The 24459-nt window shown below is 35.5% G+C and carries 24 protein-coding genes; 14 read left to right on the top strand and 10 right to left on the bottom strand.

Annotation, left to right across the window (positions count from 1 at the left end):
• Positions 1–44 precede the first annotated feature (44 nt).
• Complete coding sequence (locus DRF65_RS24210; RefSeq protein WP_115973290.1) at positions 45–2294, top strand: ATP-binding cassette domain-containing protein; 2250 nt, start codon at positions 45–47, stop codon at positions 2292–2294.
• 190 nt (positions 2295–2484) lie between these two features.
• Here the strand turns inward: DRF65_RS24210 and DRF65_RS24205 are convergent, their stop codons facing one another.
• From DRF65_RS24205 to DRF65_RS24175, 7 genes are all read right to left on the bottom strand, one after another.
• The gene (locus DRF65_RS24205) at positions 2485–3525 is read right to left on the bottom strand and encodes a phytase (RefSeq protein WP_115973289.1); all 1041 of its coding nucleotides are present in this window, start codon (positions 3523–3525) and stop codon (positions 2485–2487) included.
• A 4-nt stretch (positions 3526–3529) separates the two neighbouring features.
• Positions 3530–6340: a TonB-dependent receptor gene (locus DRF65_RS24200; RefSeq protein WP_115973288.1), complete on the bottom strand. Its 2811-nt coding sequence runs from the start codon at positions 6338–6340 to the stop codon at positions 3530–3532.
• 167 nt (positions 6341–6507) lie between these two features.
• Positions 6508–7620, bottom strand: coding sequence for a DUF4236 domain-containing protein (locus DRF65_RS24195; protein ID WP_115973287.1), 1113 nt, complete (start codon positions 7618–7620; stop codon positions 6508–6510).
• Positions 7621–7723: 103 nt separating this feature from the next.
• Entirely contained in the window at positions 7724–8107 is a 384-nt protein-coding gene (locus tag DRF65_RS24190) for a hypothetical protein (RefSeq protein ID WP_115973286.1), read from the bottom strand.
• A 156-nt stretch (positions 8108–8263) separates the two neighbouring features.
• Complete coding sequence (locus DRF65_RS24185) at positions 8264–8620, bottom strand: nuclear transport factor 2 family protein (RefSeq protein WP_115973285.1); 357 nt, start codon at positions 8618–8620, stop codon at positions 8264–8266.
• Between the two features lie 2 nt (positions 8621–8622).
• Positions 8623–9210 carry an FMN-dependent NADH-azoreductase gene (locus DRF65_RS24180; RefSeq protein WP_165852309.1) on the bottom strand — a complete coding sequence of 196 codons (588 nt, stop codon included), beginning with the start codon at positions 9208–9210 and terminating at the stop codon, positions 8623–8625.
• Positions 9211–9254: 44 nt separating this feature from the next.
• Positions 9255–10088 (bottom strand): sigma-70 family RNA polymerase sigma factor, encoded by an 834-nt coding sequence (locus DRF65_RS24175; protein ID WP_115973283.1) that lies wholly within the window; start codon positions 10086–10088, stop codon positions 9255–9257.
• Between the two features lie 322 nt (positions 10089–10410).
• Between DRF65_RS24175 and DRF65_RS24170 the strand changes: the two genes are divergently transcribed.
• The gene (locus DRF65_RS24170) at positions 10411–11010 is read left to right on the top strand and encodes a hypothetical protein (protein WP_115973282.1); all 600 of its coding nucleotides are present in this window, start codon (positions 10411–10413) and stop codon (positions 11008–11010) included.
• An 86-nt stretch (positions 11011–11096) separates the two neighbouring features.
• On the opposite strand, the gene DRF65_RS24165 is transcribed toward DRF65_RS24170, so the two are convergent.
• The 3 genes from DRF65_RS24165 to DRF65_RS24155 form a co-directional block, all read right to left on the bottom strand.
• On the bottom strand, positions 11097–11816 hold the full coding sequence (locus DRF65_RS24165; protein WP_115973281.1) for a hypothetical protein: 720 nt from the start codon (positions 11814–11816) through the stop codon (positions 11097–11099).
• Between the two features lie 71 nt (positions 11817–11887).
• Positions 11888–12610: a hypothetical protein gene (locus DRF65_RS24160; protein WP_115973280.1), complete on the bottom strand. Its 723-nt coding sequence runs from the start codon at positions 12608–12610 to the stop codon at positions 11888–11890.
• Between the two features lie 88 nt (positions 12611–12698).
• A complete protein-coding gene (locus tag DRF65_RS24155; RefSeq protein WP_115973279.1) occupies positions 12699–13580 on the bottom strand; it encodes a cupin-like domain-containing protein in 882 nt (293 codons plus the stop codon).
• Between the two features lie 388 nt (positions 13581–13968).
• On the opposite strand from DRF65_RS24155, the gene DRF65_RS24150 reads away from it, so the two are divergent.
• The 12 genes from DRF65_RS24150 to DRF65_RS24085 all read left to right on the top strand — a co-directional run bounded on the left by DRF65_RS24150 (position 13969) and on the right by DRF65_RS24085 (position 24459).
• The gene (locus DRF65_RS24150) at positions 13969–14241 is read left to right on the top strand and encodes a hypothetical protein (protein ID WP_115973278.1); all 273 of its coding nucleotides are present in this window, start codon (positions 13969–13971) and stop codon (positions 14239–14241) included.
• Between the two features lie 49 nt (positions 14242–14290).
• Positions 14291–14563 (top strand): hypothetical protein, encoded by a 273-nt coding sequence (locus DRF65_RS24145; RefSeq protein ID WP_115973277.1) that lies wholly within the window; start codon positions 14291–14293, stop codon positions 14561–14563.
• A gap of 65 nt (positions 14564–14628) precedes the next feature.
• A complete protein-coding gene (locus DRF65_RS24140; RefSeq protein WP_115973276.1) occupies positions 14629–15072 on the top strand; it encodes a hypothetical protein in 444 nt (147 codons plus the stop codon).
• Between the two features lie 114 nt (positions 15073–15186).
• Positions 15187–15564, top strand: coding sequence for a hypothetical protein (locus tag DRF65_RS24135; RefSeq protein ID WP_123947429.1), 378 nt, complete (start codon positions 15187–15189; stop codon positions 15562–15564).
• Between the two features lie 196 nt (positions 15565–15760).
• Positions 15761–16039, top strand: coding sequence for a hypothetical protein (locus DRF65_RS24130; protein ID WP_185148487.1), 279 nt, complete (start codon positions 15761–15763; stop codon positions 16037–16039).
• Between the two features lie 78 nt (positions 16040–16117).
• On the top strand, positions 16118–16522 hold the full coding sequence (locus DRF65_RS24125; RefSeq protein ID WP_115973274.1) for a hypothetical protein: 405 nt from the start codon (positions 16118–16120) through the stop codon (positions 16520–16522).
• Positions 16519–16881, top strand: a complete 363-nt coding sequence (locus DRF65_RS24120) for a hypothetical protein (RefSeq protein WP_115973273.1) — start codon at positions 16519–16521, stop codon at positions 16879–16881. The genes DRF65_RS24125 and DRF65_RS24120 overlap by 4 nt, the downstream gene beginning before the upstream one ends.
• Positions 16882–17332: 451 nt before the next feature.
• Positions 17333–17755: a hypothetical protein gene (locus DRF65_RS24110; RefSeq protein ID WP_115973271.1), complete on the top strand. Its 423-nt coding sequence runs from the start codon at positions 17333–17335 to the stop codon at positions 17753–17755.
• A gap of 67 nt (positions 17756–17822) precedes the next feature.
• Positions 17823–18188, top strand: coding sequence for a hypothetical protein (locus DRF65_RS24105; RefSeq protein WP_115973270.1), 366 nt, complete (start codon positions 17823–17825; stop codon positions 18186–18188).
• 376 nt (positions 18189–18564) lie between these two features.
• Complete coding sequence (locus DRF65_RS24100; protein WP_115973269.1) at positions 18565–21132, top strand: M1 family aminopeptidase; 2568 nt, start codon at positions 18565–18567, stop codon at positions 21130–21132.
• 442 nt (positions 21133–21574) lie between these two features.
• On the top strand, positions 21575–23071 hold the full coding sequence (gene putP / locus DRF65_RS24090; protein ID WP_115973268.1) for a sodium/proline symporter PutP: 1497 nt from the start codon (positions 21575–21577) through the stop codon (positions 23069–23071).
• Between the two features lie 284 nt (positions 23072–23355).
• Positions 23356–24459 (top strand): hypothetical protein, encoded by a 1104-nt coding sequence (locus tag DRF65_RS24085; RefSeq protein ID WP_123947428.1) that lies wholly within the window; start codon positions 23356–23358, stop codon positions 24457–24459.

Below are 24459 nucleotides of genomic sequence, written 5' to 3'. Positions count from 1 at the left end.
TTTTGATTAACTTAGTTAACTATTAACAAAGTTAATAATTTAAAATGGAAAACATAGAAATTACTAATGCAAGACAGAATAATCTCAAAAATATTTCCATAAAAATTCCAAAATATAAGATCGTAGTTTTTACGGGAGTATCGGGATCAGGGAAATCATCCCTGGTATTTGAGACCATAGGAGCGGAGGCACAGCGTCAGATTAATGAAACGCAGAACAGTTTTATCAGAAACCGTTTGCAGCATTACGGCATTCCGGATGTAGATAAAATCGAAAATCTTAATGTTCCCATTATCATCAACCAGAAGAGACTTGGTGGAAATGCACGTTCCACAGTGGGAACGGCTGCCGATGTATATGCTTCCCTGAGGCTGCTGTTTTCAAGAATGGGACACCCTTTTGTAGGATATTCCAACGTATTTTCATTCAATAATCCACAGGGCATGTGTCCGGAATGTGAAGGTCTGGGGATTGTACAGACAGTAAATGTTACTACCCTGATTGATCAGACGAAGTCTTTAAATGAAGGTGCTATTAAGTTTCCAACCTTTCAACCGGGCGGATGGCGTTTAACCAGATATACACAATCTGGTTATTTTGATAATGATAAAAAGCTGAAGGATTTTACCGCTAAAGAGTGGGATATCCTGTTATATGAACCTGAACATAAACCTAAATGCCCTGATAAAAACTGGGGCAAAACTGTGAAATATGAAGGGATTATTCCCCGGATTGAAAAAACGTTTCTTAAAAAAGATTCCAAAGAAAATATAACAAGGAAGGATGCTTTGAGTAATGTTGTCATCACAAAAGCCTGCCCGTCATGCCAAGGAAAACGGCTGAATGAAAAGATTCTGAGCTGTAAGATCAAAGGTAAAAATATAGCAGACTGTACTGCACTTTCTATTGATGAGCTGTTGGAATTTATCCAAAGCCTGAAATCTGAAGCTTATGAAGTCATAATTAAAGAGCTTTCTGCAAAACTTCAGAATATCATTAATATAGGGCTGCAGTATCTCACATTGGACCGAAGCACAAATTCTCTTTCCGGAGGTGAATCCCAAAGGATAAAAATGGTAAGGAACCTCGGAAACAGTCTGGTGGATTTACTGTATATCTTTGATGAACCCAGTATTGGTCTTCACCCAAAAGATCTGCAGAATATTAATGCCATTATTCAGCAGATTAAGGATAAAGGGAACTCTGTTTTGGTGGTAGAACATGATCCGGATATTATAAAAATGGCCGACTGGGTAATCGATATGGGGCCTGGCTCTGGAAAAAGTGGTGGAGAAGTTATCTATGAAGGAGACTTCGGAGGATTAAGAAAATCTAAAGGAAAAACAGGATCTTATTTTAAAGAAAAACCAGTTATAAAAAACCAGTTCAGAAAAGCTAATGGCTATCTTGAAATTAAGAATGCCAGCCTGCACAACCTTAAAGATATCAGTGTAAATATCCCGACAGGAATTATGACTGTTGTTACCGGTGTGGCAGGTTCCGGAAAAAGTACCTTGATTAACCATATTTTGCCCTTGTTTTATCCGAATTTAACAGTGATAGATCAATCTTTATTTACAGCAAGTGCCCGATCTAATCTCCTGACGTATTTAAATATATCCGATACAGTACGAAAACTGTTTGCGGAATCCAATCATGTTTCCGAAAAGCTGTTCAGCCGGAATAGTGAAGGAGCCTGTAGAAATTGTAGAGGATTAGGAGTAGAAAAAATAGATTTAGCTTTTATGGATGATATTGAGCAGCCCTGTGAAGTGTGTGGTGGTTCAGGATTTGATCCGAAAGTTCAGCAATATCAATATCATCAGAAAACTATCGTAGAAGTGATGAATATGACGGTTTTGGATGCTCAACATTTTTTTACAGATAAAAATATCTTAAAAAACTTTGATCTGCTGGCAAAACTGGGGCTGGATTATCTGATGCTGGGACAAAGGCTGGACAGCTTTTCAGGTGGTGAAAGACAACGTTTGAAACTAACCCGTGAACTGAAGAATACCCATCAGATTATTGTTCTGGATGAGCCAAGCACCGGCTTACATCCAAGTGATACCCAAAAACTGTTGTCATTTTTTAGTGATCTTGTAGACCAGTATAATACATTAATTGTTATTGAGCACAATCTGGACATCATTGCTCAGGCAGATTGGATCATTGATATTGGTCCCGGTGCCGGAAAATTTGGTGGAAAAGTTTTGTTTGAAGGAACGCCTGATGCATTATTGAAAAATAAGATTTCATATACTGCAGAATTTCTGAGAAAACATATTGAATAAATAAACCATTAAGATTTTGAAGAAAGTAAGAATTGCTAAGAGAAAAATCTTACGGTTTTAAATAAGCATCACTTAAAGCAAAGCTACTTTTAATTATCCTTAAACTCTTATTAAATCTTAATGGTTTAAATTTTTATTGTAACTGCAAATATTCACAACTATCAATCATTGTGTTGTTTGTGTTTGAAAATTACTTTTTCTGAGCTTTTAAAGCAGCTTGAATTCTTTCATCAATAAGCCTCCAGTCATACAAATGAAATACCCTGCCATTGCTCATAGCTACAAAAACGCCTTTAGGAAATTTTGGCCCTAAATTAACATGGGTAACTTCAGAACCATCGCTTTCTAGCGTAGAAACCGGAATGGCTGCTATTCTTCCTTTTGCAGGATTTTCTCTCAGGTATACATTGAAAGAATCATTCTGCTGATCAGATACCAAAATATATCCTTTTCCTTTGGAAGTAGGGTAGATGGAGATCCCTTCTACATCGGATGTAAAATCACCCTGCCCGAAAACAAGAAGTTCTTCATTTCCTTTTGCCGGATCTGCATAATATTGGTGAACTCCAAACTGTTCATCTGAATAATAAATATATCCCAGCTCATCATCCACAGCAATGCTTTCTATCTCTTTCAAACCGCTGTATTTTCCAAATTTGCGGACAACATCCCCGATGATGCTTCCATTTTTTTCCGAAAGCTTATATTGCCATAAATAACCATCTTTAGGTCCGGATTTCCTTCCTGCAATCACAAAAATATCTCCTGTTTCCGGATTTTTATACATGGATATTCCCATTGGACCCCGCTCTGTTTCTCCTTCGAATACAGAAATTTCGCCAACCTCCTTCAATTCAGGAAGAGAATACAGTTTAACCTTATTGGTTTCACGTTCGGTAACTGCTGCTATGTCTGTCTTTTTTCCATTTAAAACAAAACCATATTCAATATCCACGTTATTAGGACGTTTAAGTCCTGAGACTTTGTGGATGATTTTACCATTAAGATCAAAGGCATAGAGCCCGCCATCCGTGTCTTTATCTGTTCCGATGATGATACTTTTTGATGCATCATCAGGGTTGATCCATATGGCCGGATCATCGGTGTCATGAACCACGGTTTCTGTAATAACGGTTGGTTTTAATTTCTCTCCTAACTGATTCTGGCTTTTACAGCCTATCACCAAAGGAAAAATGGCAAGTGCTGCTATATAATATGTTATCTTTTTCATGTTTCTAAAAATCGAATTTCACACCTAAGGTAAATCGTGGTCTGTAATATTCTGCCTGTGCAGTTCTGCTTGGGATTCCCTGATAATATCTTAACGGCTGATTGGTAAGATTATTGGCTTCCGCAAAAAACCTTAGCTGACTTGTAATTTTGTAGGAAGCATTGGCATCCAGGAAAAACTGCTTATCATAATAACGGTCATCAAAGGACTTTCCACCCAACTCATCAATATAATGAGAGGCATAATTCATGGAAACCCTTGCTGAGAAACGTTTGTTTTCCCAGGAAAGCGATCCGTTGAACATATGAGGTGCAGCTCCTGGAAAACCTACATCTGTTCTTTCAATACCTTCTTCATTGGTGATTCCTTTAGCTTTGGAGTGGGTATAGGTGTAATTGACATAGATTCCCATGCCTTTCCAGAATGCTCCCGGAATAAAATCTAGTTGTCTTTGTAAAGCCACTTCAAAACCGTAGATGCTTACATTATCTCCGTTGCGCTGCTGGGTAAATTTCCAGTTGTTTTCTCCTGCAGGAATGGGATTGGATTGTCCTGCAAAATCGGTAGCAAAATCATTGGTAGTATAATTTCTTCGGGAAAAAGTATAAATAAAGTCTTTCAGGTTTTTATAGAAAATACCTCCGGAAAGAATTCCTACTGACTTAAAATATTTCTCTGCCATGAAGTCGAAATTGTAAGCGTAGGTTGCCTTTAAGTTAGGATTTCCCGCTGAAACAATCTCATCCTCTGAAATAACGTTAAGATAAGGAACCAGTGAGTAATAGTTCGGGCGGGCCAGAGCAGTGGTAAATGCTGCACGGAGAACAAGATCCTGAACCGGAACATATTTGAAGGATAAGCTCGGAAGTACGTTCGTATAGGTATTGGTATTATTGATTTTTCCAACCAGATCACTTTCGTTCATAACGTAGTTTCCTGTATAGTCAATCTTGGTTGTTTCTACACGAGCCCCAACAATCATGGAAAGCTGATCATTGAAATCCTGATCCCAACGGATATATCCCGCATAAATCTGCTCTTTTGCACTATAATTGTTGGACAGGAATTTTGAAGGTTTCGATTTACCATTGAATAAGGCAGGATTAAATAAGTCTAATCCACCTAAATATGCCGGATCAACAAATGCTCCCGGAACATAATTTCCCGGTTGAAAATTCTGCCCGTCAAGATATAAAGTAGGTACAGACAGAAGGCTTCCCATGTTGGAGGTAGGAGTGAAGGCATAAAAGTCATTCTCTCTTTCCTTTTCTTTCAAACGTATGCGGGCACCGGTGCGAAGTCTTCCTTTTTGACCATCAATCACAGAAAGAGGAAAACGTACATTTACTTTGGCTCCAAATTCCTTTTCCTGAGTGAAGCTGTTGGCATCAGAAAGGTCACTTAGTTTGTAGCTTCCCAAATTATCAGCAGCAAGAAGATTGAACATAGGCTTCCTTGGATCGCTAAGGTCCGGAGAAAAGTTCATTTTGCTGTTCTCAAATTCAATATAGCGCTGATGAGGTTTATCTTCGCTGGCTATAGCGTAATTCATAGACCAGTCAAGATCTACTTTAGAACCCAATAAATGTTCCCCTCTTAAAGCATAATTCTGAACTTTTTGTTTCTCAAGACGGGTATTGTCATTATCGGCATCGCCTCCTTTATTCTGTCTTGTGATGCTGCCTTTCCAATCTATAATTTCAGACTCATAGGCATTGTACACCGGTTTTATTTTATATCCAAGGGCAAAACGGGTTTCTTTGTCATTTCTGAAATTGTACATCGCAGAAGCATAGATTTTATTCTTAGAATTGAATTCATAATCCATATTAAGATCGAAACTATGTCTGATGCGGTGTTCATTGTAGTGGCGAACTCCCATTTTGCTTACGTAAGCAGTTTGCGCCCGGTCATTCGCCTGGCTCCATACCGGTTCTATATTGTCTGAACCAAAATTATTATTGTTATACGAAAAGCTGAGTACAGCTCCCAGTTTTTTATTGAAGAAACGGTTTCCATATACTAATCCCGCAGTATAATTTCCTTTTTCACGAATAGGGTTGTATCCTCCTGCCAATGTTGCGGAAATCCTTTGTCCATTAGGAGAAGCTCTGGTAATAAGGTTTACAGAACCTCCGATAGCATCAGCATCCATATCCGGAGTAAGGGTTTTATTCACTTCAATGGTAGAAATCATGTCAGAAGGAATAAGGTCCATCTGAACATTACGGTTATCTCCCTCAGCGGAAGGAATCCTGTCTCCGTTTAAAGTTACAGAGTTCAGGTTGGGAGCAAGCCCTCTGATGATAAGGTTTCTGGCTTCACCCTGATCGTTCTGTATGGTAATCCCGGGAACACGTTTTAAGGCATCCCCGATATTGGCATCAGGAAAACGTCCAATCTGGTCAGCAGAGATCACATTCGTGATGTTGGAGTTGTTCTTCTGCTTATTTAAGGCTCTTGCCTGGTTTTTAAGGGTAGCTCCGGAAACTACAATTTCAGCAATACTTGTTTCCTTTTTATCGAAAACAATATTTTGTTTTGTATTTTTTTCAGACTCTACAATAACATTATATTGGTGAATACCGTAGCCCAAATAATCTACTTTCATGGTATAATTTCCAGGTGGAACATTCAGAAATACAAAATTTCCATGTTCATCGGAAGTGGTATAGATATTTCCCGGATTTAAGGAGATTTTGGCTCCCGGTAGGGCGATTTTAGCGTCGTCGTTAATGTTTCCGGAAAGAGTTCCGGTTTGTGCATAGAAAAATAGAGAAGCACAGAACAACACAGAGGTAAAAATTTTCTTCACTTTCTTTTAATTAGATATAAATCACAGCAAAATTAAACGTCTGTTTGGAAAATGATTTGAATAGAAAATTAAAGTTGTTTTAAGATTTGTTAATACAGAAAGTTCTAAAGTATGGAGAGAATTAAAAAGCTGTTTTCATATGTTCATGAAAACAGCTTTTTAAGGTATTAAAGCCTAAATTCTAATTGGAATTCTCTGAATGCTTTGCCAAATTCTTCTGTGAACTCATAATTACTGAATTCATACTCTTCCCGAAGTCCGGTTGGAGTAGAGAGTCTAATATTTCCATACCGTACTACAGGGATTTGATAATTACTTTTGAATCTTTTGTCACGAGTTCCATTCTTATTGACTTTAGCCCAGGTCTGGCCAATGATTTTAGAATCTCTGGGAACCACTTCGGTTTCTGTAAAACGAGTATAGGTTTGGTAGAGATTCAGTTCATTGACTCCGATAATGGCAAAATTATTTTCATTATTATACATTACAATGAATGTTGGATAAATGTAAATATCAGCTCCATTTGCATTTTTCATGTATAATGCCTGATAATCTGATTTGATATAAGGAATGGCTCTTAAGGCAAAATTAACTTGCCGCCTGCTTACGATGGTACCAGCTGAAGAACGCGTTGCTACTCTGTCTTGAAAATGAGCACTCGTAATGTCCCAAATTTTATGCGATGTAGTAAGCTTTGAAAAGGATTCATACACTTTCTCAAATTTTCTTTTGATTTCGCTGTCAAAATCAATTTCGAGATTTACATAACATTTTTCAATCATTTCTTTGGTTTGCTTAATCGCTTCCTGCTGAGCTTTGATATCATGATCAGAATTTTGTGGAATTTCTTTTTTGATCAATCCATAAAGAAATATATAACTAAGAATTTTCTTAGCTTTTGTAATAGAAAGAGCTCGGTTAATTTTCTTAAGGTCAGATGTCAGATCTTTTTTTTGTTGTTGAGCCAAAATAATTGCTTCTTTAATCCCCTGCATATTTTGACTCGTGATTTCGTGGATATCGGCACTGAAAATATTTTCTTCCAAAGGATAAGGTTGGTTTTCAGGAAGCCCAGGATAATGTGAAACCGGATTAGGCCCTGAAACAGACAGCTTATGACGGGTAGAAAATCCAAGAACCGTAGTATTGACTGTTGTTCCTGATTTGCTGAAGTTAATGCTAGCTCCTTTTACACCAATAGTGGTGGAAATTCCTCTTTTACTAAAATTAAGATGTACTCCAGGTATTACTTTAATTCTTTTTCTGTAGCTCCAAGCCATGATTATTGTTTTATAGATTACTTTGTGAATCAAAATTAACAAGCAATCTTATCATTTATTTACGGAAAACCGTAAATGATGGCTCGCGTATAGAAGCTTTTTTTTAAATTTCAGATCCCAGATTTCTGGATGAAAAATCTCCTTCCAATAGTAAAGTCAGTTCATCACATTTCACAATCTTCTTATCCTCAATGGTGAACTCTGCCAATACTTTATGCAGGACAATACTTCCATCTTTTAATACTGATTTGGCAAGATGATGCGTGAAAATGACATTTCCATTCTCAGCATAGTTGAGGATTGCAATCTTTTGTTCTGCGACTTTCTCTTTAAGCTTTTTAATATGCAGAATAAACTCTTCATAATTGAGCTGATGGTGATCTACAAACTGAATGTAGTCTTTTGAGAAATATTTTTCAATGAATGATAAATCAAATACCGGGTTTTCTAAAATATTAAGGAAAACCTGTTGGATAATGTGTTTCATAAGTGTATCGTTATGAAGCAAAATTACCTCCTATCTTTACCGGTAAACGATAACATTTGTAAACAGTTTGTTGAAAAAATAATCGTAACGTTTAGCCACGAATCCACGAATTATTTTTACTCTTGTATTTTTATTCGTGCATTCGTAGCCTATAAACTATTTAATTTCTATAGAAGGAATATTGGTGATTACCTGCCATTTTCCGTTTTCCTGAACACAGGCGATAAGGGAAGAAAATAATAAAGTGGGACTTTCCAAAGAAACCTGGGCATACGCAATATTATTTTTCTGTTCCAGAGAATGATAGGTGATCTGACGAGGTTTTCCACCAAATATTTTATCACTTACCAGGCCGATGTATTCCTGTTTGGGAATAATAAATATTCCCGGTTTATCAAAAAATCCGTCCTGAATATTCTGGTAATTTTCGTGAAGAATTTCTTCCAGAAGTGTTGTGTCACTATTGTCACCACCTTTAATAAATTGTTCGATGGTCTGTTTAATCTGTTCCATAATTAATTGAGTTGTTTTAAAATTTCGGATTGCTGTAAAGTTATTTTCTCTGTATTTCTGACCTCATCGATCACTGTACCATTCAATGGAAAATAGCAGATATTGGTGATTCCTACATGGTTTAAAAGCAGGGTGAGATGGTTTTCCAATGGATTTCGATGATGCGGATCAAGGGCTATGCCTCCCATGGAAGAAATGATGTAGGCTTTTTTATTTTCAAGCAAGCCTTCAAGCGAAGTATTTCCTGTAAACGTTTTCTTTGTTCTGATAACCGTATCAAAATAAGCTTTTAACGAAGACGGAATTCCATAATTGTACATAGGACAGGTGATTAGGATTTCATCAGACTGGTATAGCTCATCAATCAGTTCATCAGATAAATGGATGCTTTCCGTATGAGGATTTTCGCTAAAGAAAGCATCAACAGTCTTCTGGGTGATATGGGGAACAAGCTGTTGGCTGACATCCCGTTCCAGGATATTTCCATCCGGATTGCTAAGTTTCCATTGTTGAATAAAATAATTACCTAATGCTCGTGAATAGGAATTCTCTGTTCTTAAGCTGCTGTCGATTCTTAGAAGTGTGTTCATACTTTTTTCTTTAAAGACACACTCCATTTCTAAAACGTGACAGATTATTGCAATCTTTTTAGTTTTTCAGGATCTACAATAGAATAAATCTCACGGATCATTCCCTCAGAATCAATATCAAGGATGTGACAATTATAAATACGGTCATCCTGCCAGAAACAAATAGCAGGCTGATGATTAAACATATGGAAAGTATGCGGTTTTTTACCCAGAAACTGCTGTTGTACATAAGCCAAAAGTTGTGCTGTCGCTGATTTACCAACTTCCACAGCTTTGATAACACGAACACGTTTCCCTCCATCTGCAGACAGCCTTATCTCGTCAATGAGCAGCTTTTCGATATCGGGAACATTGCCTTCACTCAATGCCAGTTGATATTTCTGAAGGATATCAGTTCCTGATGATATGCTGATGTTATCAGGAGTATATTTTACATTCTGCAATTGTTTTCCTGCGCGGCTCAGGAGTTTTCGGGAATTTTCAATGGAAATGTCAAGGGTTTCTGCAATTTCCTGATGAGAATAATCAAAGGCTTCTTTTAGAATGTATACGGCACGTTCCCTTGCATTTAGTTTTTCCAAAAGAACAAGCAGGGTATAGCGGGTAGTTTGCTCTTTAATAAGCTTATTTTCTGCATTTTCAAAAGAAAGAGGTTCAGGAAGCCACTCGCCATAGACCATTTTTTTACTGTGCCTGTTTTTAAAATTGATGGCATGATTAATAGTGCTTTTAATCAGAAAATTGGTTTCATTTTTAATTTCAGATTTATCTAAAGAAATATATTTTTCGATTACATCCTGTACCAAATCCTGAGAATCTTCATAAGAACCGGTAATATTATAGGCATAAGTAAGAAGCCTGTTGTAATTTTCCTGCATGATATTTCTTTTTAAGACAAACTTAGTGAACAAAACGTGACAGATTTATAAGATAAAAGATAAAAGATAAAAGATAAAAGATAAAAGATAAAAGATAAAAGATAAAAGATAAAAGATCTTGTCATTAAACAACAATTCCCCATATGTATATCCACACGGATATCAGGATCAATAGGAGCGGGCTTTAGCCTGCTCAATAAATAAAATAATCCAATTCCAATGGCTTTAGCCAAAATCTAAAACAAACACAGCACTACAGAATTGTAATTTTTTTTCCCCAATTTGCAGTTAGAAAATACCAACCTTAAAATCAATCAACAAAATGAGTTCATTCCCGAAGATTTTAACTGATGAAAATGCAAAAGAAAGCCACTCTGATTATAAGAAAGCATTATTTGATCTTACTCCTAATACAATCACGGTTAAAGACCTGGGGCATCTGATGCGGATTTATACCACTACTAAAGAGATTTCTTACCGGAATAAAATACTTAAATTACTGTATAATCATCGAGAACCTGAACTTCATTCTTTTTTTGAAATAGCCTGTAAAAAAGAAAGGTATCGTGATATGAAGGTTTATGCCCTACGTGGGCTGGCACAGTTTGCGGAAGAAAAAGACATCATAAAACTGGTTGATAAACTTAAAATTTCACTGGCCAAAACTGAAAAAACGACTCCTTATAATTATCAGGAATACGAATTATTGAAGGGAAAGAATGCATTGCCTTTTCTGGTGGAACAATACAATTATGTTTCATTCAAAGAACTGTTGGCACAGGTGAACGAGCAATATGACAGAATGCCGGATGCTTTTAAAGGGCATATTACAACCGATGAACATGGGGAAATTGTTCATTTGAGAGGTCCTGGTGAGAGTGCAAGAATGATGCGGGATTTTTTTGATGGGATGAAAAAGTAAGGGGATTAATCAATAAAAAACCGCATTGAAATTACTTCAATGCGGCTCATGGTTATTAGTTGGTTTGAATGAATTTCTAATAAGTCTTAATCATTATCTACTCTGATCCATTTCCCGTTTTCTACTCCTTCATAGAAGTGATCATGATGGTAGATGATTGCTCCCTGAATATGAGTTTTATTGGCTGGGAGAGTAAGGGTTTTCGGTAAAGCATTGCTATTTCGGATCATAAATACCTCATTTCCTTCTTTTATTACGATTCCAGTTCCTGAAACAAGTCTTGTTACCCTTGTATCAGAAGGCGGATTGGATACTGTTACCGGATTTAATTCGGACAGACGTCTTGCTCCCATATCGGAAGTACAGCCTCTGAGAATACTATCCATCAGCATCACAACACCTGGTGTAGGGCAATCCGGATTGATGTTTACAATAATTTCTTTATTATTAATTGCAACCGGGCATGCTTCCTCATTAACAAAACGAATGCTTTTGAGACGGTAAACCATTGTTCCTACCTGTCCTTTAGAGTGTAGTACAATCGCTTCTCCGCTAGGTGTAGAAGTAATCATCTGATCCGGACCGTTATTAATGGTATAGGTGAAGATATACGTTTGGGCAAGTGAACCTTTAAACTTTACCTGTATATCTCCTGAAGCCTGTTTTGCTGCACTCATGGATGAAGATGTGGTATTATCTGCAGGTAAGGCAATAGAAGAAATCGTAAAATCCTCCGTAATATTACAGCCGTCCTGACTATAGGTTACATTTACCCTGTAATTTCCAGGTTGTGTAAATGTTACCAAACGTTCTGTCCTTATTTCGTAATTTGGATCTTTAGTCCATTTTTTATCTCTTTTTAATACAGGAATATTGATTAAACAAAGCCTCCGGCATAATAAATCTGTATAATAAAAAACAGCAGCGTGAAGAATGCTACAACATAAGGGTGATAACTAAAGTTTTCCTTCAGAATATAATGCAGCGCTTTGAATAATTTGATCAGCCCGATAATAGCCATAATAATAAATACAAAGAAGACCATGAAAAATACATAATCTCCGGATGCATAATTTCCTGAATCTTTCAACTTGTCCAGATGATCCATATAAGACTGTATATTTACGGTATGTCCAATGAACATAGCGGAAAGAATGAGAATAAAAAATGGAGTAGAGGTATAAACGGTAGTATAGATAAAAGAAAAAAGTAAAGTACGGAAAGTCACGGTATTTACCTTTTCCTTTTTATACCATAACAGGATTACACTGAAGATGACAGCTGTAAAATTATTCATCAGAAAGATGAACAAAGCTTTTTCAACCATGCTTAATCCTTTGATCTTGGAAAGAAAATTCTGCTCCCCGCTGTAGTCCATTAAAAGTACCGAAACGATTACAGAAGTATACACGGAAAGTTTGATGGGAGACAGATAATCGCGGAAACGTTCGGTTTCCTCTTTTTCCATCTCATGAACAGAAAAATCATAACATCGGCGGGTATCCTGAAACAATTTGAAAATGGTTACCGGAACCAGCAATATTTCAATAATAATCTGAAGACACAGTTTCTCAAAACTGTCAATCAATTTTTCGAACATACACAGGTATTATGGGAACGGGTTCACTATGCAATTTAATCATTTTTTAAATTGCATATCGCATAAAATCAGTGAAGTAAGATGTAATTTATTTCGGAAGTCCCTTCTTAAGTGCTATATTGGCTCTTTCAACTGATTTTCTTTCTTTCCAGTCCATGTATCTTTTTTTATACCTGCCTTTCATGAAGTTGTCAAAATTACGCTGAACAGCCAAATTCCATAGAGAATGAGCTTTTACAGCCCAGCTTTTATCCCATGCACGAAGAGATAGAGAGAAAGAACCATCCAGATATTTCATCCAGTGCCACCAGCCGGTAGGCATGAACAGGGTATCTCCATGCTCAAGAAAACATTCTATTCCTTCAATACCATCCAGAGCCGGGAATTTTTCAAAATCAGGGTTGGAAATGTCATAGTCTTCCAGCGCATATGTTGCATAAGGAAGTTTATATAAACGGGTTTTCCATTTGTATTCGAAGAGAAGAACATGCTTTCTTCCGTTGAAATGGGTGTGGAAGATATGAGGCATATCAATATCATAATGAAGGAAAGTCACAGAACCTTTACCTCCAAAGAACATACTTGGATATTTATCCAAAAATCCACCCATCAGAGTCTTAGGCGGGATATAATCATCTAATAATTTAGGCGCAAATTTGATAGGATCAAAAAAGAAAATTCTCAGATCTGTAGGTTCCCGTTGAATCAAATCCACGTATTCTCCAAAAGGCATTTTGGTAGTAGGTGTATTGATAGGTGCAGCAGGATCAGCTTTAGCACTGTCATATAAAGGAACAATAACATCACCAACTACTTCTTTCATATACTCCATGGTCCATTTTTGATATGCAGGCCAATTTTTAGCCATGTTTTTGATGACCACTGGTTTACGAGGCTTTAAATATTTTTCACGGAAATCTTCTTGTGAAATATCATCTACAATATCAATTGGTTTAAGGAGTATGCCCATTCGTTTTAATTATACCGCTAAATTATTAATAATTTATGATAATGAGAAAAAATAATTTCGTTTATTTGGAATTGATATAAATAAATAAAAAGACAACCTGACAAAAATTTTTTATAAAGTCTTTATTAATAGGATCGTTTGTCCTTTTTTGCTTAAAAAATAAAGTTAATGATATGAAAAATAGTATTGTGTGATGAATCAATACTACGTATCTTGTATTCGCTGTGGCGGGAGTGATTACAACAGAAGGAATGATATTATTTCTATACAACTCATCTGTTATCTGATGCCATATTTTATTATGAGGATATTTGGAGAATAATTATACGATTTTGATCCTGAACTTTTCAAGATAAAGTATAAGAACAAAAATAAATAAAACACAAAGATGGAAAGAAACGATGAATATTTTGACTCTGTTTTCGATAAGGTATACACTACAGAAACATCCCTTGATCAGCTTATAGAAAATTTAAAAAAAGAAGGGTTATCCCAGGGAGAATCTCACTTTTTGATAAGCAGAAGATTGAGAGGTCAGTACAGTTTTTGGGAAGTGAGAAGGTATATTGTACATGCTCCCTGTTGGTCAGAAAGTCTGGCGCAAAATAATGCTCTTGATGATGAGTTTTCCAATTTTTTTCAGAATGAAGAGGGAGATTAGCAGTTTTCTTTTTTAGCTTAAATACTTAAACTTATAACCTGTCTTTATCATGTACATTATCATACTTATTCTGCTTCTGGCCCCTTATATTATTTCCTATTTCTTATATAAAAAAGGAATGAAGTGGTATAAGATAGGAGTTGCTCTCTCATTTCTATTTTGGATTACTTCTATAATAACAGTAGCTCTTGCAGACAAATTCATTACAGATATTGATCTTCCCTTATTCTTCTTTTATTACTATGTCTGGATGCTTTGGTTTTATCTGGGATTATTGGGAGTGTGTGTTGTATTCTGGCTGTATACAATCATAAAGAAATAACGCGGTAACTTTATAAAGTAGAGTAAAGAAACTATATATTCACAATAAAACATAAAATAAAGCAAATGATGGAGCTTAAAGTATTAAAAGATTGGCAATTACAGATAGGAGGAGAAACGAACATTTTTGATTATATCAGCAGTAATATAAATCCGGAAAACGTCTATCTGATGGGGAAATACATCTTTTTCCCAGATATTAGCAGGTTTAAAGAAGGTTTTTTCCTTAGCGAAAGAATTTCAGAAGAAGCCTACAATACTTGGTTTCACCAGCTGAAGGGTAATATTATAGAAGTAGAAAAGATAATTAACCATGTTCATGTTTATGAACTTTTTGGACATGCTGAAAATATTTCTGATGAAGTTTTCCTGGAAATAGGAAAGCAGATAGTATTGTCATGGAAGATGTATCTGCAATGTCTGTTTCCTTCAAATAATTTTATTGTTGATTTCAATGACGGATCTGATGATTATGGTCCCACTGTAACATTTTATCAGAAGTACAGCTAATTCCAACTTTAAGCTAAAAATAAATAATTTACTTATCTATGTACTGACTGGCCAATCTGAAGATCATTGGGGGAGCAAAAAAACGGAACATTGATAACTCTTGAAATAATGATCATGCCAATGAAAGCTAATACCAAACTTCTTTTTTCTGTGCTTATTGTTTCATTTCTTATGAAGCAATGGGTGAATTTGAATCTTAATGATGATTTAAAGAATATCAATATGCAGAATATTGAACATCTGGAATTTCAAACCAACAAAAATTTTACAGGATTTGGTATTGAAAATATAGGAAGTGATCTGAGAGATCAACTGCTGAAAATGGATATTGATAATGCGGAAATGAGAGTTGTCAACGGAATTCCTTTCTATTTTTTTCAGGAAAGTGAAATCAGGATAACTGGTAAAGATAAAAGCCTTGCCGTTTTTTTGAAGTATGACTGGTTACATTCTGTTTTCAGAATAAAGGGGTATCAAACTGTAAACCCTTGAAATATTCATTGGTAAAAAACTAATAATGAAAAACTTTAAAATTATCTGGATTATATGCAGTGTAGCTTTTGTGTTTTCAAAATCATTAATAATGGATAGGGTTGCCATCATTTTTCTGAAAATATATTGTAAATAACTGTAATTTTAAAAAGAACAAAAGGTTATTAAGTAGTTGGAAAGAAAAAACAACTGAATAATGAAAAAGAATAGTATAAATATAAAAGTCTTTATTTTAAATATAATAGTGCTATGTGTGCTGTCATGTGCTTTAGGGGTTACAGATAGTGCTTTTCATCAAGTTTATACATCAGATAATGTTTTCAGCTATTGCATCAATGCGATAAAGTATTTTATTTTTTGGATACTTCCTTACTGGTGGGCAGTAATCATTGCCCTTGCTGTAATCCTGACCGTTTTATATGTAATGGCCGGCTATATCATTAAGAATTTCAAAGTATGGATAAAAAAAGAATAGAATTCTTCTCCTGGATTCTTATTACGTGGGGAATTGCATTTTATTATTAACATTTTTAGAACTTATTAAATAACCAATATGCATCTGGAAAAAGGTAAAGTATATATTGTAAATGATCATGATTTCAAAAAATCTGAACATCTGAAAAGTGACTTAAAGAAACATTTTGGGAAATACATATTCCTGAATTTTCCAGATGAAAACTCATTAAAAGTATATTCTTATTATGAGAAAGTGAAGAATCGTACTATTGAAGAGGTAAAAAGAGAGATAAGTTGTATTATCGAGGAAGATTTTGAATTGGAAGATGCCGAATATTCTGAGAAGGTGATGACCGTCTCCTATCTTTTGTTACAGGAAAATACTGCTTTGGTTGTCCATACAGCCGGAATGTCATGGCATTCGATAGATTGTTTTAAAGACAGATTTATGAAAGTAACGGCCTTTTTAGATCGGATATTAATCATTTATAATAACAAATGACAGAATATATATTAAAAATAGAAGCTTCTAAACAGTTTTTCCCTCAGATTACCAGTGTTTTGGGAATTGAGCCTAGCAAAACCGACTATGCCTGGGAACTTTCTATTAAGGAGAATGATGAAGTATTTACCAAGGCAATCCCTTATTTTATATCCCTTATTGAGCATAAACGCAGTGAATTGGAAAAAATAGGAATTACTGGCGGATCTGTCTCAGTATGGCTTTATAAAGTGTACATAGGACAATGCAATATGGAGTTTTCTCCCGCTGAGATGAAGCTGTTGTCAGATCATGATATTACATTATGTGTGTCCTGTTGGGAAGATGTAAAGGATGATCAGGTAGAAAAGAATCGTTGAAAATATTAGCTTTGAAAAGTAGAGAATGATGAAAAAATTAGTTTAATAAATAAAAATAAAATGAATTTGATAGATATATTTGCCGGATATACAATTGATATGGTATCAGCGGTTGTTCTTTATATCTTTTTTAATGATGAGAAGCTCTCCTTCGAGCTATTTTGTAAAGAGAAAAAGAAAGAAATAAGACGTCTTTCCTGGGCAATTATTATCATATCAATAATGATCCTGATTTGGGGTTTAGGTCGTAAGGATACATCTGTTCCAGTGATATAGATCGGAATCAGAATTAGTATTGAAAAATAAAAAAAACTCACACAGCCAACAATTGATTATCAGGAGGTATTGGAAAGAGATGTAAATTTATAATTATTATGCGAAGGACACGAGCTGGAAGCTCGCACCAGCGAAAGGAAATTGCGTTTTTGAAGCAATTATTAAACTAAATTCAATGTATAAAATATTAATACTGTGCTTTCTGCTTTTATTATCGTGCCGAAAGAAAGACAAGGAAATAGACTATCCGGAAAATTATATTTTAACAGAAAAGGCTATTTCCAAAGATTGTCATGCTTTTCAAATGAGATTCAATGAAGGGGATTTTATTCTGAATTTTTCATTATCAGGATATTGCCATGATATAAAGATGAATGATTATATCAAGGAATATTCAAAGTATTTGAATCAATACCGTAGTCGTTTCAAGGTTCGGGAGGGATATATTAATTTTAATTATTACGGCATCAAAGAAACCAAGGTTTTACAGGATTCTATTATAGAAATCACAGCGAGAAGCTTCAAAAGCCCAGTATTTTTATCTGAAAGTTCTGAAAAAAATTTTGTGATAAAGGTATCTCCATTGATAAACAGGTGAAGGAATTATAAAAAATGAAAAAACTATTTAATTTTGAATATTTTATTTACATATTAATACATGAAATATGGAGAACCTGGAATTTATTTTATACATCATTAAGCGAAGAAGTCTGTTTTTTATTGAAAATAGTAATGATTATTTTAAATACATCAACGGCTTTATTGCAGGAAGTAAAAACGGATCGTTATTTGACTTTTTCAAAGAATTTGAAATATATGTCATAGAGAATAATGACTTAAAAGGGTTTGAAAATAAACCTATGCATTTAATCTTTAATTTCTTGGCAGTGTATGAAAACAAATCACTGGACATTTTAAATATAGAATTAGTTAACTTTTTAAAAAGTGACAGAACAGATCATCTCGAAATAGTAACAAGATTTCGTGAAAGCAATAAGATAGAAGATTTAATAGAGAAGTACCAGGACTAAGCGGAAACAACACTAGGACAATCATTAGAAAAACACCACCAATGATAGAAAAAGAGATAACATAAGAATTGTATCATCTTCTCTATGATAAGGGCTTTTCAATCCGTTTGCAGGCTTTCATTACCCTATTTCCACTATTGGAAAAACAAAATAGGAAAGAAGCGAAAAGTATTTGCAGGAAAATGATGGAAGACGGAAATAAACATATAAAGGACAAAGCCAATCGTATTTTTCATGAAAAGTTTTCTGATCAGGGTTAAATTTTCGGTTTCTCTACTAACACGAACCCATAACTCATGCTAAAAATAACAGTAAACCCCTTGCAATAGCGAGGGGTTGTATTTTGTACTACAATTCCAATCCTTATATTTGATGTATGAAAAAAGTACGTCTGTTAGCATTATTTCTTGTCGTTTTCAACAGTGGTTATCATGCACAAACGAAATCCTTATCTAAAATTGAATCCGGAGTTTCGTATGAGCTGGCCCAGTTGAGAAAAAGCACATTAAGTGATATTCAATATGAGCTCAGCCTGAAAATTCCTGAAAGTAAATCAGAAAGGATCTCAGGAACTGAAGTTCTTACATTTAATTATAAAAAACAGAATGAAACATCACTGCTGATAGATTTTAAAGAAGATCCTTCTTCATTGTTATCTGTATCAGTGAATGGACAGACGATAAAACTGATTCTGGAAAATGAACATGTAGTTATTGATGCCAAACACCTGAAATCAGGATCCAATCAGATTAATTTTAATTTCCTTGCCGGAAATGGTGCCCTTAACAGACGTGATGGGTATCTGTATGCATTATTTGTACCGGATCGTGCAAGAACGATGTTTCCATGTTTTGATCAGCCTAATTTAAAGGCAAAATACTCTCTGAGTTTAACGGTTCCGGAAAAATGGAGTGCTATTGCTAATGGAAAACTTAAGGAAACAACAATACAACAAGGACAAAAGACCCTGAAGTTTAATCAGTCGGATTTGCTTCCTACCTATCTGTTTTCCTTCTCTGCCGGAGATTTTAAAAACCATACTGAGAAGATCAGCGAACAGGATTCCAGAATTTTATACCGCGAAACCGATTCCCTGAAAATTAAAAACAGCATGGATTCTATTTTCTCGTTATACAGAAATTCTTTAGCTTATTACGAAAAATGGACAGGTATTAAACATCCTTTTCAAAAACATGGCCTGGTTGCCGTTCCGGATTTTCAGTTTGGTGGAATGGAGCATCCGGGAGCTATTTTGTTTCAAAATTCCACATTGTTTTTGGATAATAATGCAACACAGAATCAATTGAACAACCGTTCCAATCTTATTGCCCATGAAGTGGCGCACCTTTGGTTTGGAGATATGGTAACAATGGATTGGTTCAATGATGTATGGATGAAAGAAGTTTTTGCCAATTTTATGGCAGATAAAAGTACCGGAGCATCTTCAGATAAAAAAGTTTATGATCTTAAATTCTTGACCGGGCATTTTCCGGCAGCCTATTCCGTAGACCGTACGTTGGGTGCTAATCCAATCCGCCAGGTTTTAGACAATCTGCAAAATGCAGGAATGATGTATGGCCCGATTATTTATAACAAGGCACCGATTATGATGCGCCAGCTGGAATTACTGATTGGGGAGGAGGACTTCCGAAAAGGCGTCAATGAATACCTTACAAAATACGCTTACACCAACGCAAGCTGGCCGGATCTTATCACCATTCTTGATAACCATACCCCAAAAGACTTACAAAGCTGGAATAAAGTTTGGGTTAATGATCCCGGAAGACCAATTATTGATTATGATATAAAATATAAAGGGGATATAATACACCGTTTTACCATTTCCCAAAGACCGGAATATGGAAAAGAGCAAAAAAACTGGCCTCAGGAATTTGAGATCAGCCTGTTTTACAATGACAAGGTTGAAAAAGTGAACGTAAAGCTGTCTGAGAAAGAACAGGAAATTGTAGAATTAAAAGGAAAAAAGAAGCCTCTTTTCATTCTGCAGAACTCATCAGGAATTGGGTATGGAGTTTTTAAAACAGATAGAACAGTAATGACTGATTTTTCTTTGATAAAAGACGAAATAAACCGTGCCAGCGCCTATATCTCACTGTATGAAAATATGCTGAACGGATCTGGTTCGAAACCCCAGGAGTTATTACAGTTTTTTGAAAAGCAGTTACCAAAAGAAACTACAGAACTGAATCTTCGTCTGATTACTGGTTATATTTCCTCTATCTATTGGAATTTCTTACCGGAAAATACCCGACTGAAAGAATCCGGAAATATAGAAAATGTACTTTGGAATGCGCTGGAGGCACAGACCGCAAAGAATAATAAGAAAAATATCTTTGACTGCTATCAGGGAATTTTCCAATCTCAGAAGGCTTATGACAACCTGTATAAAATTTGGAAATCCCAGATACCACCTAAAGATGTATCTCTGAACGACGAAGACTTTACAAACCTTGTCCTTGCTTTATCATTGAGAAATAATGCCAACAATGATCTGTTACAGGAGCAACTGACCAGAATTAAGAACCCGGATCGGATAAACCGTTTTAAAATTATTATGCAGGCAGCTTCATCGGATCAGAAGATACGGGATGATTTCTTTAACGGGCTGATGCAAAAACAGAACAGAGCAAATGAATCGGCAGTCGGTTCTGCATTGGGATATCTGCATCATCCATTAAGACAGCAGGCTTCTATTCAGTATCTTCCTAAGTCTTTAGAGGTTCTACAGGAAATTCAGAAAACGGGAGCTATCTTTTTCCCGGATAACTGGCTTCGTTCCACATTCAGCAACTATCAGGATCCAAAAGCCCTTGATGTGGTTCATCACTTCCTTTTGCAGAATCCGGATTATAATCCCATCCTGAAAAATAAAATTTTACAGGCAACCGACAATCTGAGAAGAGCTCAGACACTGATAAAGTAACATGTCCGTAATCATAATGAGTAAACCGTTTGTATGATGAAGTATTATACGGATGTAAATAAGGAGATTACGGAAATCATTATTTTATCATCAGATTATCCAAAGGGAAATTAGACGAATTTAATGATCATATTCTGAGCCCCTGTTTTCCTATTATTGAAGATTGAAAAATAGGAGTTTTTTATTTGGACTAAACTCCACGTTTGTAAACATATAAGAAGAAAACCCTTGTAGTAACGAGGGTTTTGTGTTCTGAAAATAAGTAATAAAAAACTTAAGATCAATTTAAATATCCGGTTGTTTATTTAGCAAAATGATTTAATATATTGTATTTTTAATTAAAAATTTACATTATTTTCCTGTATCGGTGTAATATTGTTGTTTTGTGATAGCCCTCTAATTTCTCAGAAAATGGCTATATTCGGCTTCATAAAAAAATAATATGCAAGTATACGAAGGGATTTCTGTGGGGTTGTATCTATTATTGATGATAGGTATAGGCATATATTCTTATAGAAAATCAACAAACAATTCAGAGGAATTTTTAATTGGAGGAAGAAAAATGGGGGCGGCTGTTACAGCACTCTCTGCAGGAGCAGCAGATATGAGTGGCTGGCTGCTGATGGGGGTTCCGGGAGCTATGTACCTTTCCGGTATTTCCAGTTCATGGATTGCAATAGGGCTAACACTTGGTGCATTTCTCAATTATATTATTGTAGCGCCAAGGCTTAGAATTTATACCGAAGTAGCCCAGAATGCAATTACATTACCTGTGTTTTTTGAAAACAGGTTTAAAAACAAAAACCATCTCCTGAAGATCACTTCTTCTATCTTTATTCTTGTATTTTTCACTCTTTACACTTCAGCAGGAATGGTATCCGGTGGAAAACTCTTTGAATCCGCTTTCGGAATGAATTATACCGTAGGATTATTGTTAACCAGCTTAGTGGTTGTATTATATACCTTTTTAGGTGGGTTTCTGGCAGTAAGTCTTACCGATTTTGTGCAGGGAACCATTATGGTACTGGCACTGGTGATTGTGCCAATTGTTGCCATCATAGAAATTGGAGGAGTTGGAGAAACAATTTCCCTGATTGAAGCTAAAGATCCCAAATATCTGGACTTATTCAGGGGAACTACTACAGTAAGCATTTTATCTTTATTGGCTTGGGGATTAGGATATTGCGGACAGCCCCATATTCTGGTACGTTTTATGGCCATTGATAAACCAAAAGATTTGGTTAAAGCCAGAAGAATCGGGATTACATGGATGATCTTTACTGTTGCCGGAGCTTTGGCTATTGGTTTAGTAGGAATTGCTTATCTGCAGAAATTTGATACGGAAACCATGATGAAATTTGACGGATCAAAAACAGAGGCAGAAACTATTTTCATTTACTTCTCCCGTATTTTATTCCACCCGTTTATTGCAGGATTCCTGCTGACTGCAATTCTGGCAGCTGTAATGAGTACCATTTCATCTCAGCTATTGGTAACTTCAAGTTCATTAACGGAGGACATTTATAAAGCTTTCCTGAATAAAAAGGCAACGTCAAAGCAATTATTGATTGCCAGCAGACTTTCAGTTTTATTGGTAGCCATAATTGCTGTTCTTTTATCATTAGACCCAAAAGACAGTATCCTTAACCTTGTAGGAAACGCATGGGCAGGGTTTGGTTCCGCATTCGGACCATTGATCCTGTTGTCGCTTTTATGGAAGAAAACAACATGGCAGGGTGGACTTGCCGGAATGTTGGTAGGGGGAATCACCGTGCTGGCATGGGTTTATCTTCAGCATCCGTTGAAAGACTGGTATGAAATCATTCCGGGATTCATTCTTTCTTTACTCACCAATATTATCGTATCCTTGGCAACTTATAAGCCTGATGCAGCAATAGAAAATGAATTTGAAGAAGTTAAAAAGATTATGCAGGAATAGGATGCCTGTAGTTTTAACCGAAACAGACTATAAAAAACAAACCCTTGCCAATAGCGAGGGTTTTGTATTTTAATAGAGTAGCTGGAAGGGAGTATTCAATGGTCCCAAATGCAAAAATAGTATTCTGATTATATTTTGAGACTCTTTATAACTTTCAGATCAGTGCTTTTATTTTTTCATAAATTCAAGACGTCTGCTATTATCATCGGCCCTTGCCTTGTTATATGGTAAATGTTTTTTCTAATTCTGGAAGAATTAATACCTTTAAAGAATCATACATTGAAATGAAAAAAATATTCCTTATTATAGGAGCTGTTCTTCTGTTAGCTAGTGTTGTATTTTACAATTTTGGTGGTCTGGATGTCTATCTTCTCAATAAGATGAACCGTTCAGAATTGCCGGAAAAATATAAAAACTATCAGTATATTGACAGTACTAAATCCATTCGTTTCGGGCATCATGAAATAAACCTGATGTGGAAAAGCTATACACGGATTCAACATGTTATAAGTTCGGAAGGAAACGTCATTATTGTAACCAACGAAATCCCGAAAGACAGGAACCGGAAAGAAGTAGAAGAAGATGGTTCGGTAGGAAGTACCCGTTTTTATATGGATTATCATTTTTATAAACTGGATAAAGATGGAAATATCAAAGACCGTTATACCTATAAAAGTACCCGTGAAAACTGGAACGAATTACTGTTTGGTGACTTTATTGTGAATTACGACAAAAAATATTACAGAACCTGGATAAAAGATGGAGATACAGTGCGAAAGCAAATGATCGTTCAGAATGAAGACCTGAAATGGAGCAGAGAAAAGCAGAATACTGAATATCAGAATATTACTGAAAATGCGGATGATTATTTAAGAGAATCAAAAAGCGGATCAGATCGTGTGACATATTATATGAATGGAAAATGGTATCAGCTGTATATCGACAGAAAAGTTTCCGGAAAATATTCTATGACAAATCCCGGATATAACAACAGTCTTTTCGGAACTGATCCTTTTGGAGAAAGAAAACTGGATCCGGGTCGTTTTCCGAATATTATGCCTGTCTATTTTCAACGAAAAGTATTGGATAAATCTACCTGCAGTGCATCAGGAGGAGCTATCAGCACGACTTCAAAAAGCTGGAACGGGGATTTGTATTGCCAACTTTTAGTAAAAGGAGACACTCTGAAATTTAAAAAAGCAATGTCCTTTAATGAAAATTTTACCACCGAAAAATTTTATAATACCAAAGGCGAAGACATCCGGAAGCTTAAGGCCGAACTGGAAAAACAATACTTACCTTATTTGTATTTTTCAGATAAAAACCTGAACTTCCAACTTTTTACAACTACTGAAAACAAACTGTATTTGATAAAACCTGTTCAATAA

The organism is Chryseobacterium pennae, assembly GCF_003385515.1.
GTDB lineage: Bacteria > Bacteroidota > Bacteroidia > Flavobacteriales > Weeksellaceae > Chryseobacterium > Chryseobacterium pennae.
The sequence above is the reverse complement of the archived record's forward strand: the minus strand, read 5'-3'. Positions and strand labels throughout refer to the sequence as shown.

Excerpts from the sequence above, each read along its gene's own strand:
- DRF65_RS24125 (WP_115973274.1), top strand. The coding sequence starts at position 16,118 with ATGCATCTGGAAAAAGGTAAAGTATATATTGTAAATGATCATGATTTC.
- DRF65_RS24180 (WP_165852309.1), bottom strand. The coding sequence starts at position 9,210 with ATGAACACACTTCTAAGAATCGACAGCAGCTTAAGAACAGAGAATTCC.
- DRF65_RS24185 (WP_115973285.1), bottom strand. The coding sequence starts at position 8,620 with ATGGAACAGATTAAACAGACCATCGAACAATTTATTAAAGGTGGTGAC.
- DRF65_RS24100 (WP_115973269.1), top strand. The coding sequence starts at position 18,565 with ATGAAAAAAGTACGTCTGTTAGCATTATTTCTTGTCGTTTTCAACAGT.
- DRF65_RS24195 (WP_115973287.1), bottom strand. The coding sequence starts at position 7,620 with ATGGCTTGGAGCTACAGAAAAAGAATTAAAGTAATACCTGGAGTACAT.
- DRF65_RS24205 (WP_115973289.1), bottom strand. The coding sequence starts at position 3,525 with ATGAAAAAGATAACATATTATATAGCAGCACTTGCCATTTTTCCTTTG.
- DRF65_RS24155 (WP_115973279.1), bottom strand. The coding sequence starts at position 13,580 with ATGGGCATACTCCTTAAACCAATTGATATTGTAGATGATATTTCACAA.
- DRF65_RS24135 (WP_123947429.1), top strand. The coding sequence starts at position 15,187 with ATGCCAATGAAAGCTAATACCAAACTTCTTTTTTCTGTGCTTATTGTT.
- DRF65_RS24190 (WP_115973286.1), bottom strand. The coding sequence starts at position 8,107 with ATGAAACACATTATCCAACAGGTTTTCCTTAATATTTTAGAAAACCCG.
- DRF65_RS24175 (WP_115973283.1), bottom strand. The coding sequence starts at position 10,088 with ATGCAGGAAAATTACAACAGGCTTCTTACTTATGCCTATAATATTACC.
- DRF65_RS24140 (WP_115973276.1), top strand. The coding sequence starts at position 14,629 with ATGATGGAGCTTAAAGTATTAAAAGATTGGCAATTACAGATAGGAGGA.
- DRF65_RS24130 (WP_185148487.1), top strand. The coding sequence starts at position 15,761 with ATGAAAAAGAATAGTATAAATATAAAAGTCTTTATTTTAAATATAATA.
- DRF65_RS24170 (WP_115973282.1), top strand. The coding sequence starts at position 10,411 with ATGAGTTCATTCCCGAAGATTTTAACTGATGAAAATGCAAAAGAAAGC.
- DRF65_RS24145 (WP_115973277.1), top strand. The coding sequence starts at position 14,291 with ATGTACATTATCATACTTATTCTGCTTCTGGCCCCTTATATTATTTCC.
- DRF65_RS24160 (WP_115973280.1), bottom strand. The coding sequence starts at position 12,610 with ATGTTCGAAAAATTGATTGACAGTTTTGAGAAACTGTGTCTTCAGATT.
- DRF65_RS24210 (WP_115973290.1), top strand. The coding sequence starts at position 45 with ATGGAAAACATAGAAATTACTAATGCAAGACAGAATAATCTCAAAAAT.
- DRF65_RS24085 (WP_123947428.1), top strand. The coding sequence starts at position 23,356 with ATGAAAAAAATATTCCTTATTATAGGAGCTGTTCTTCTGTTAGCTAGT.
- putP (WP_115973268.1), top strand. The coding sequence starts at position 21,575 with ATGCAAGTATACGAAGGGATTTCTGTGGGGTTGTATCTATTATTGATG.
- DRF65_RS24105 (WP_115973270.1), top strand. The coding sequence starts at position 17,823 with ATGGAGAACCTGGAATTTATTTTATACATCATTAAGCGAAGAAGTCTG.
- DRF65_RS24150 (WP_115973278.1), top strand. The coding sequence starts at position 13,969 with ATGGAAAGAAACGATGAATATTTTGACTCTGTTTTCGATAAGGTATAC.
- DRF65_RS24110 (WP_115973271.1), top strand. The coding sequence starts at position 17,333 with ATGTATAAAATATTAATACTGTGCTTTCTGCTTTTATTATCGTGCCGA.
- DRF65_RS24120 (WP_115973273.1), top strand. The coding sequence starts at position 16,519 with ATGACAGAATATATATTAAAAATAGAAGCTTCTAAACAGTTTTTCCCT.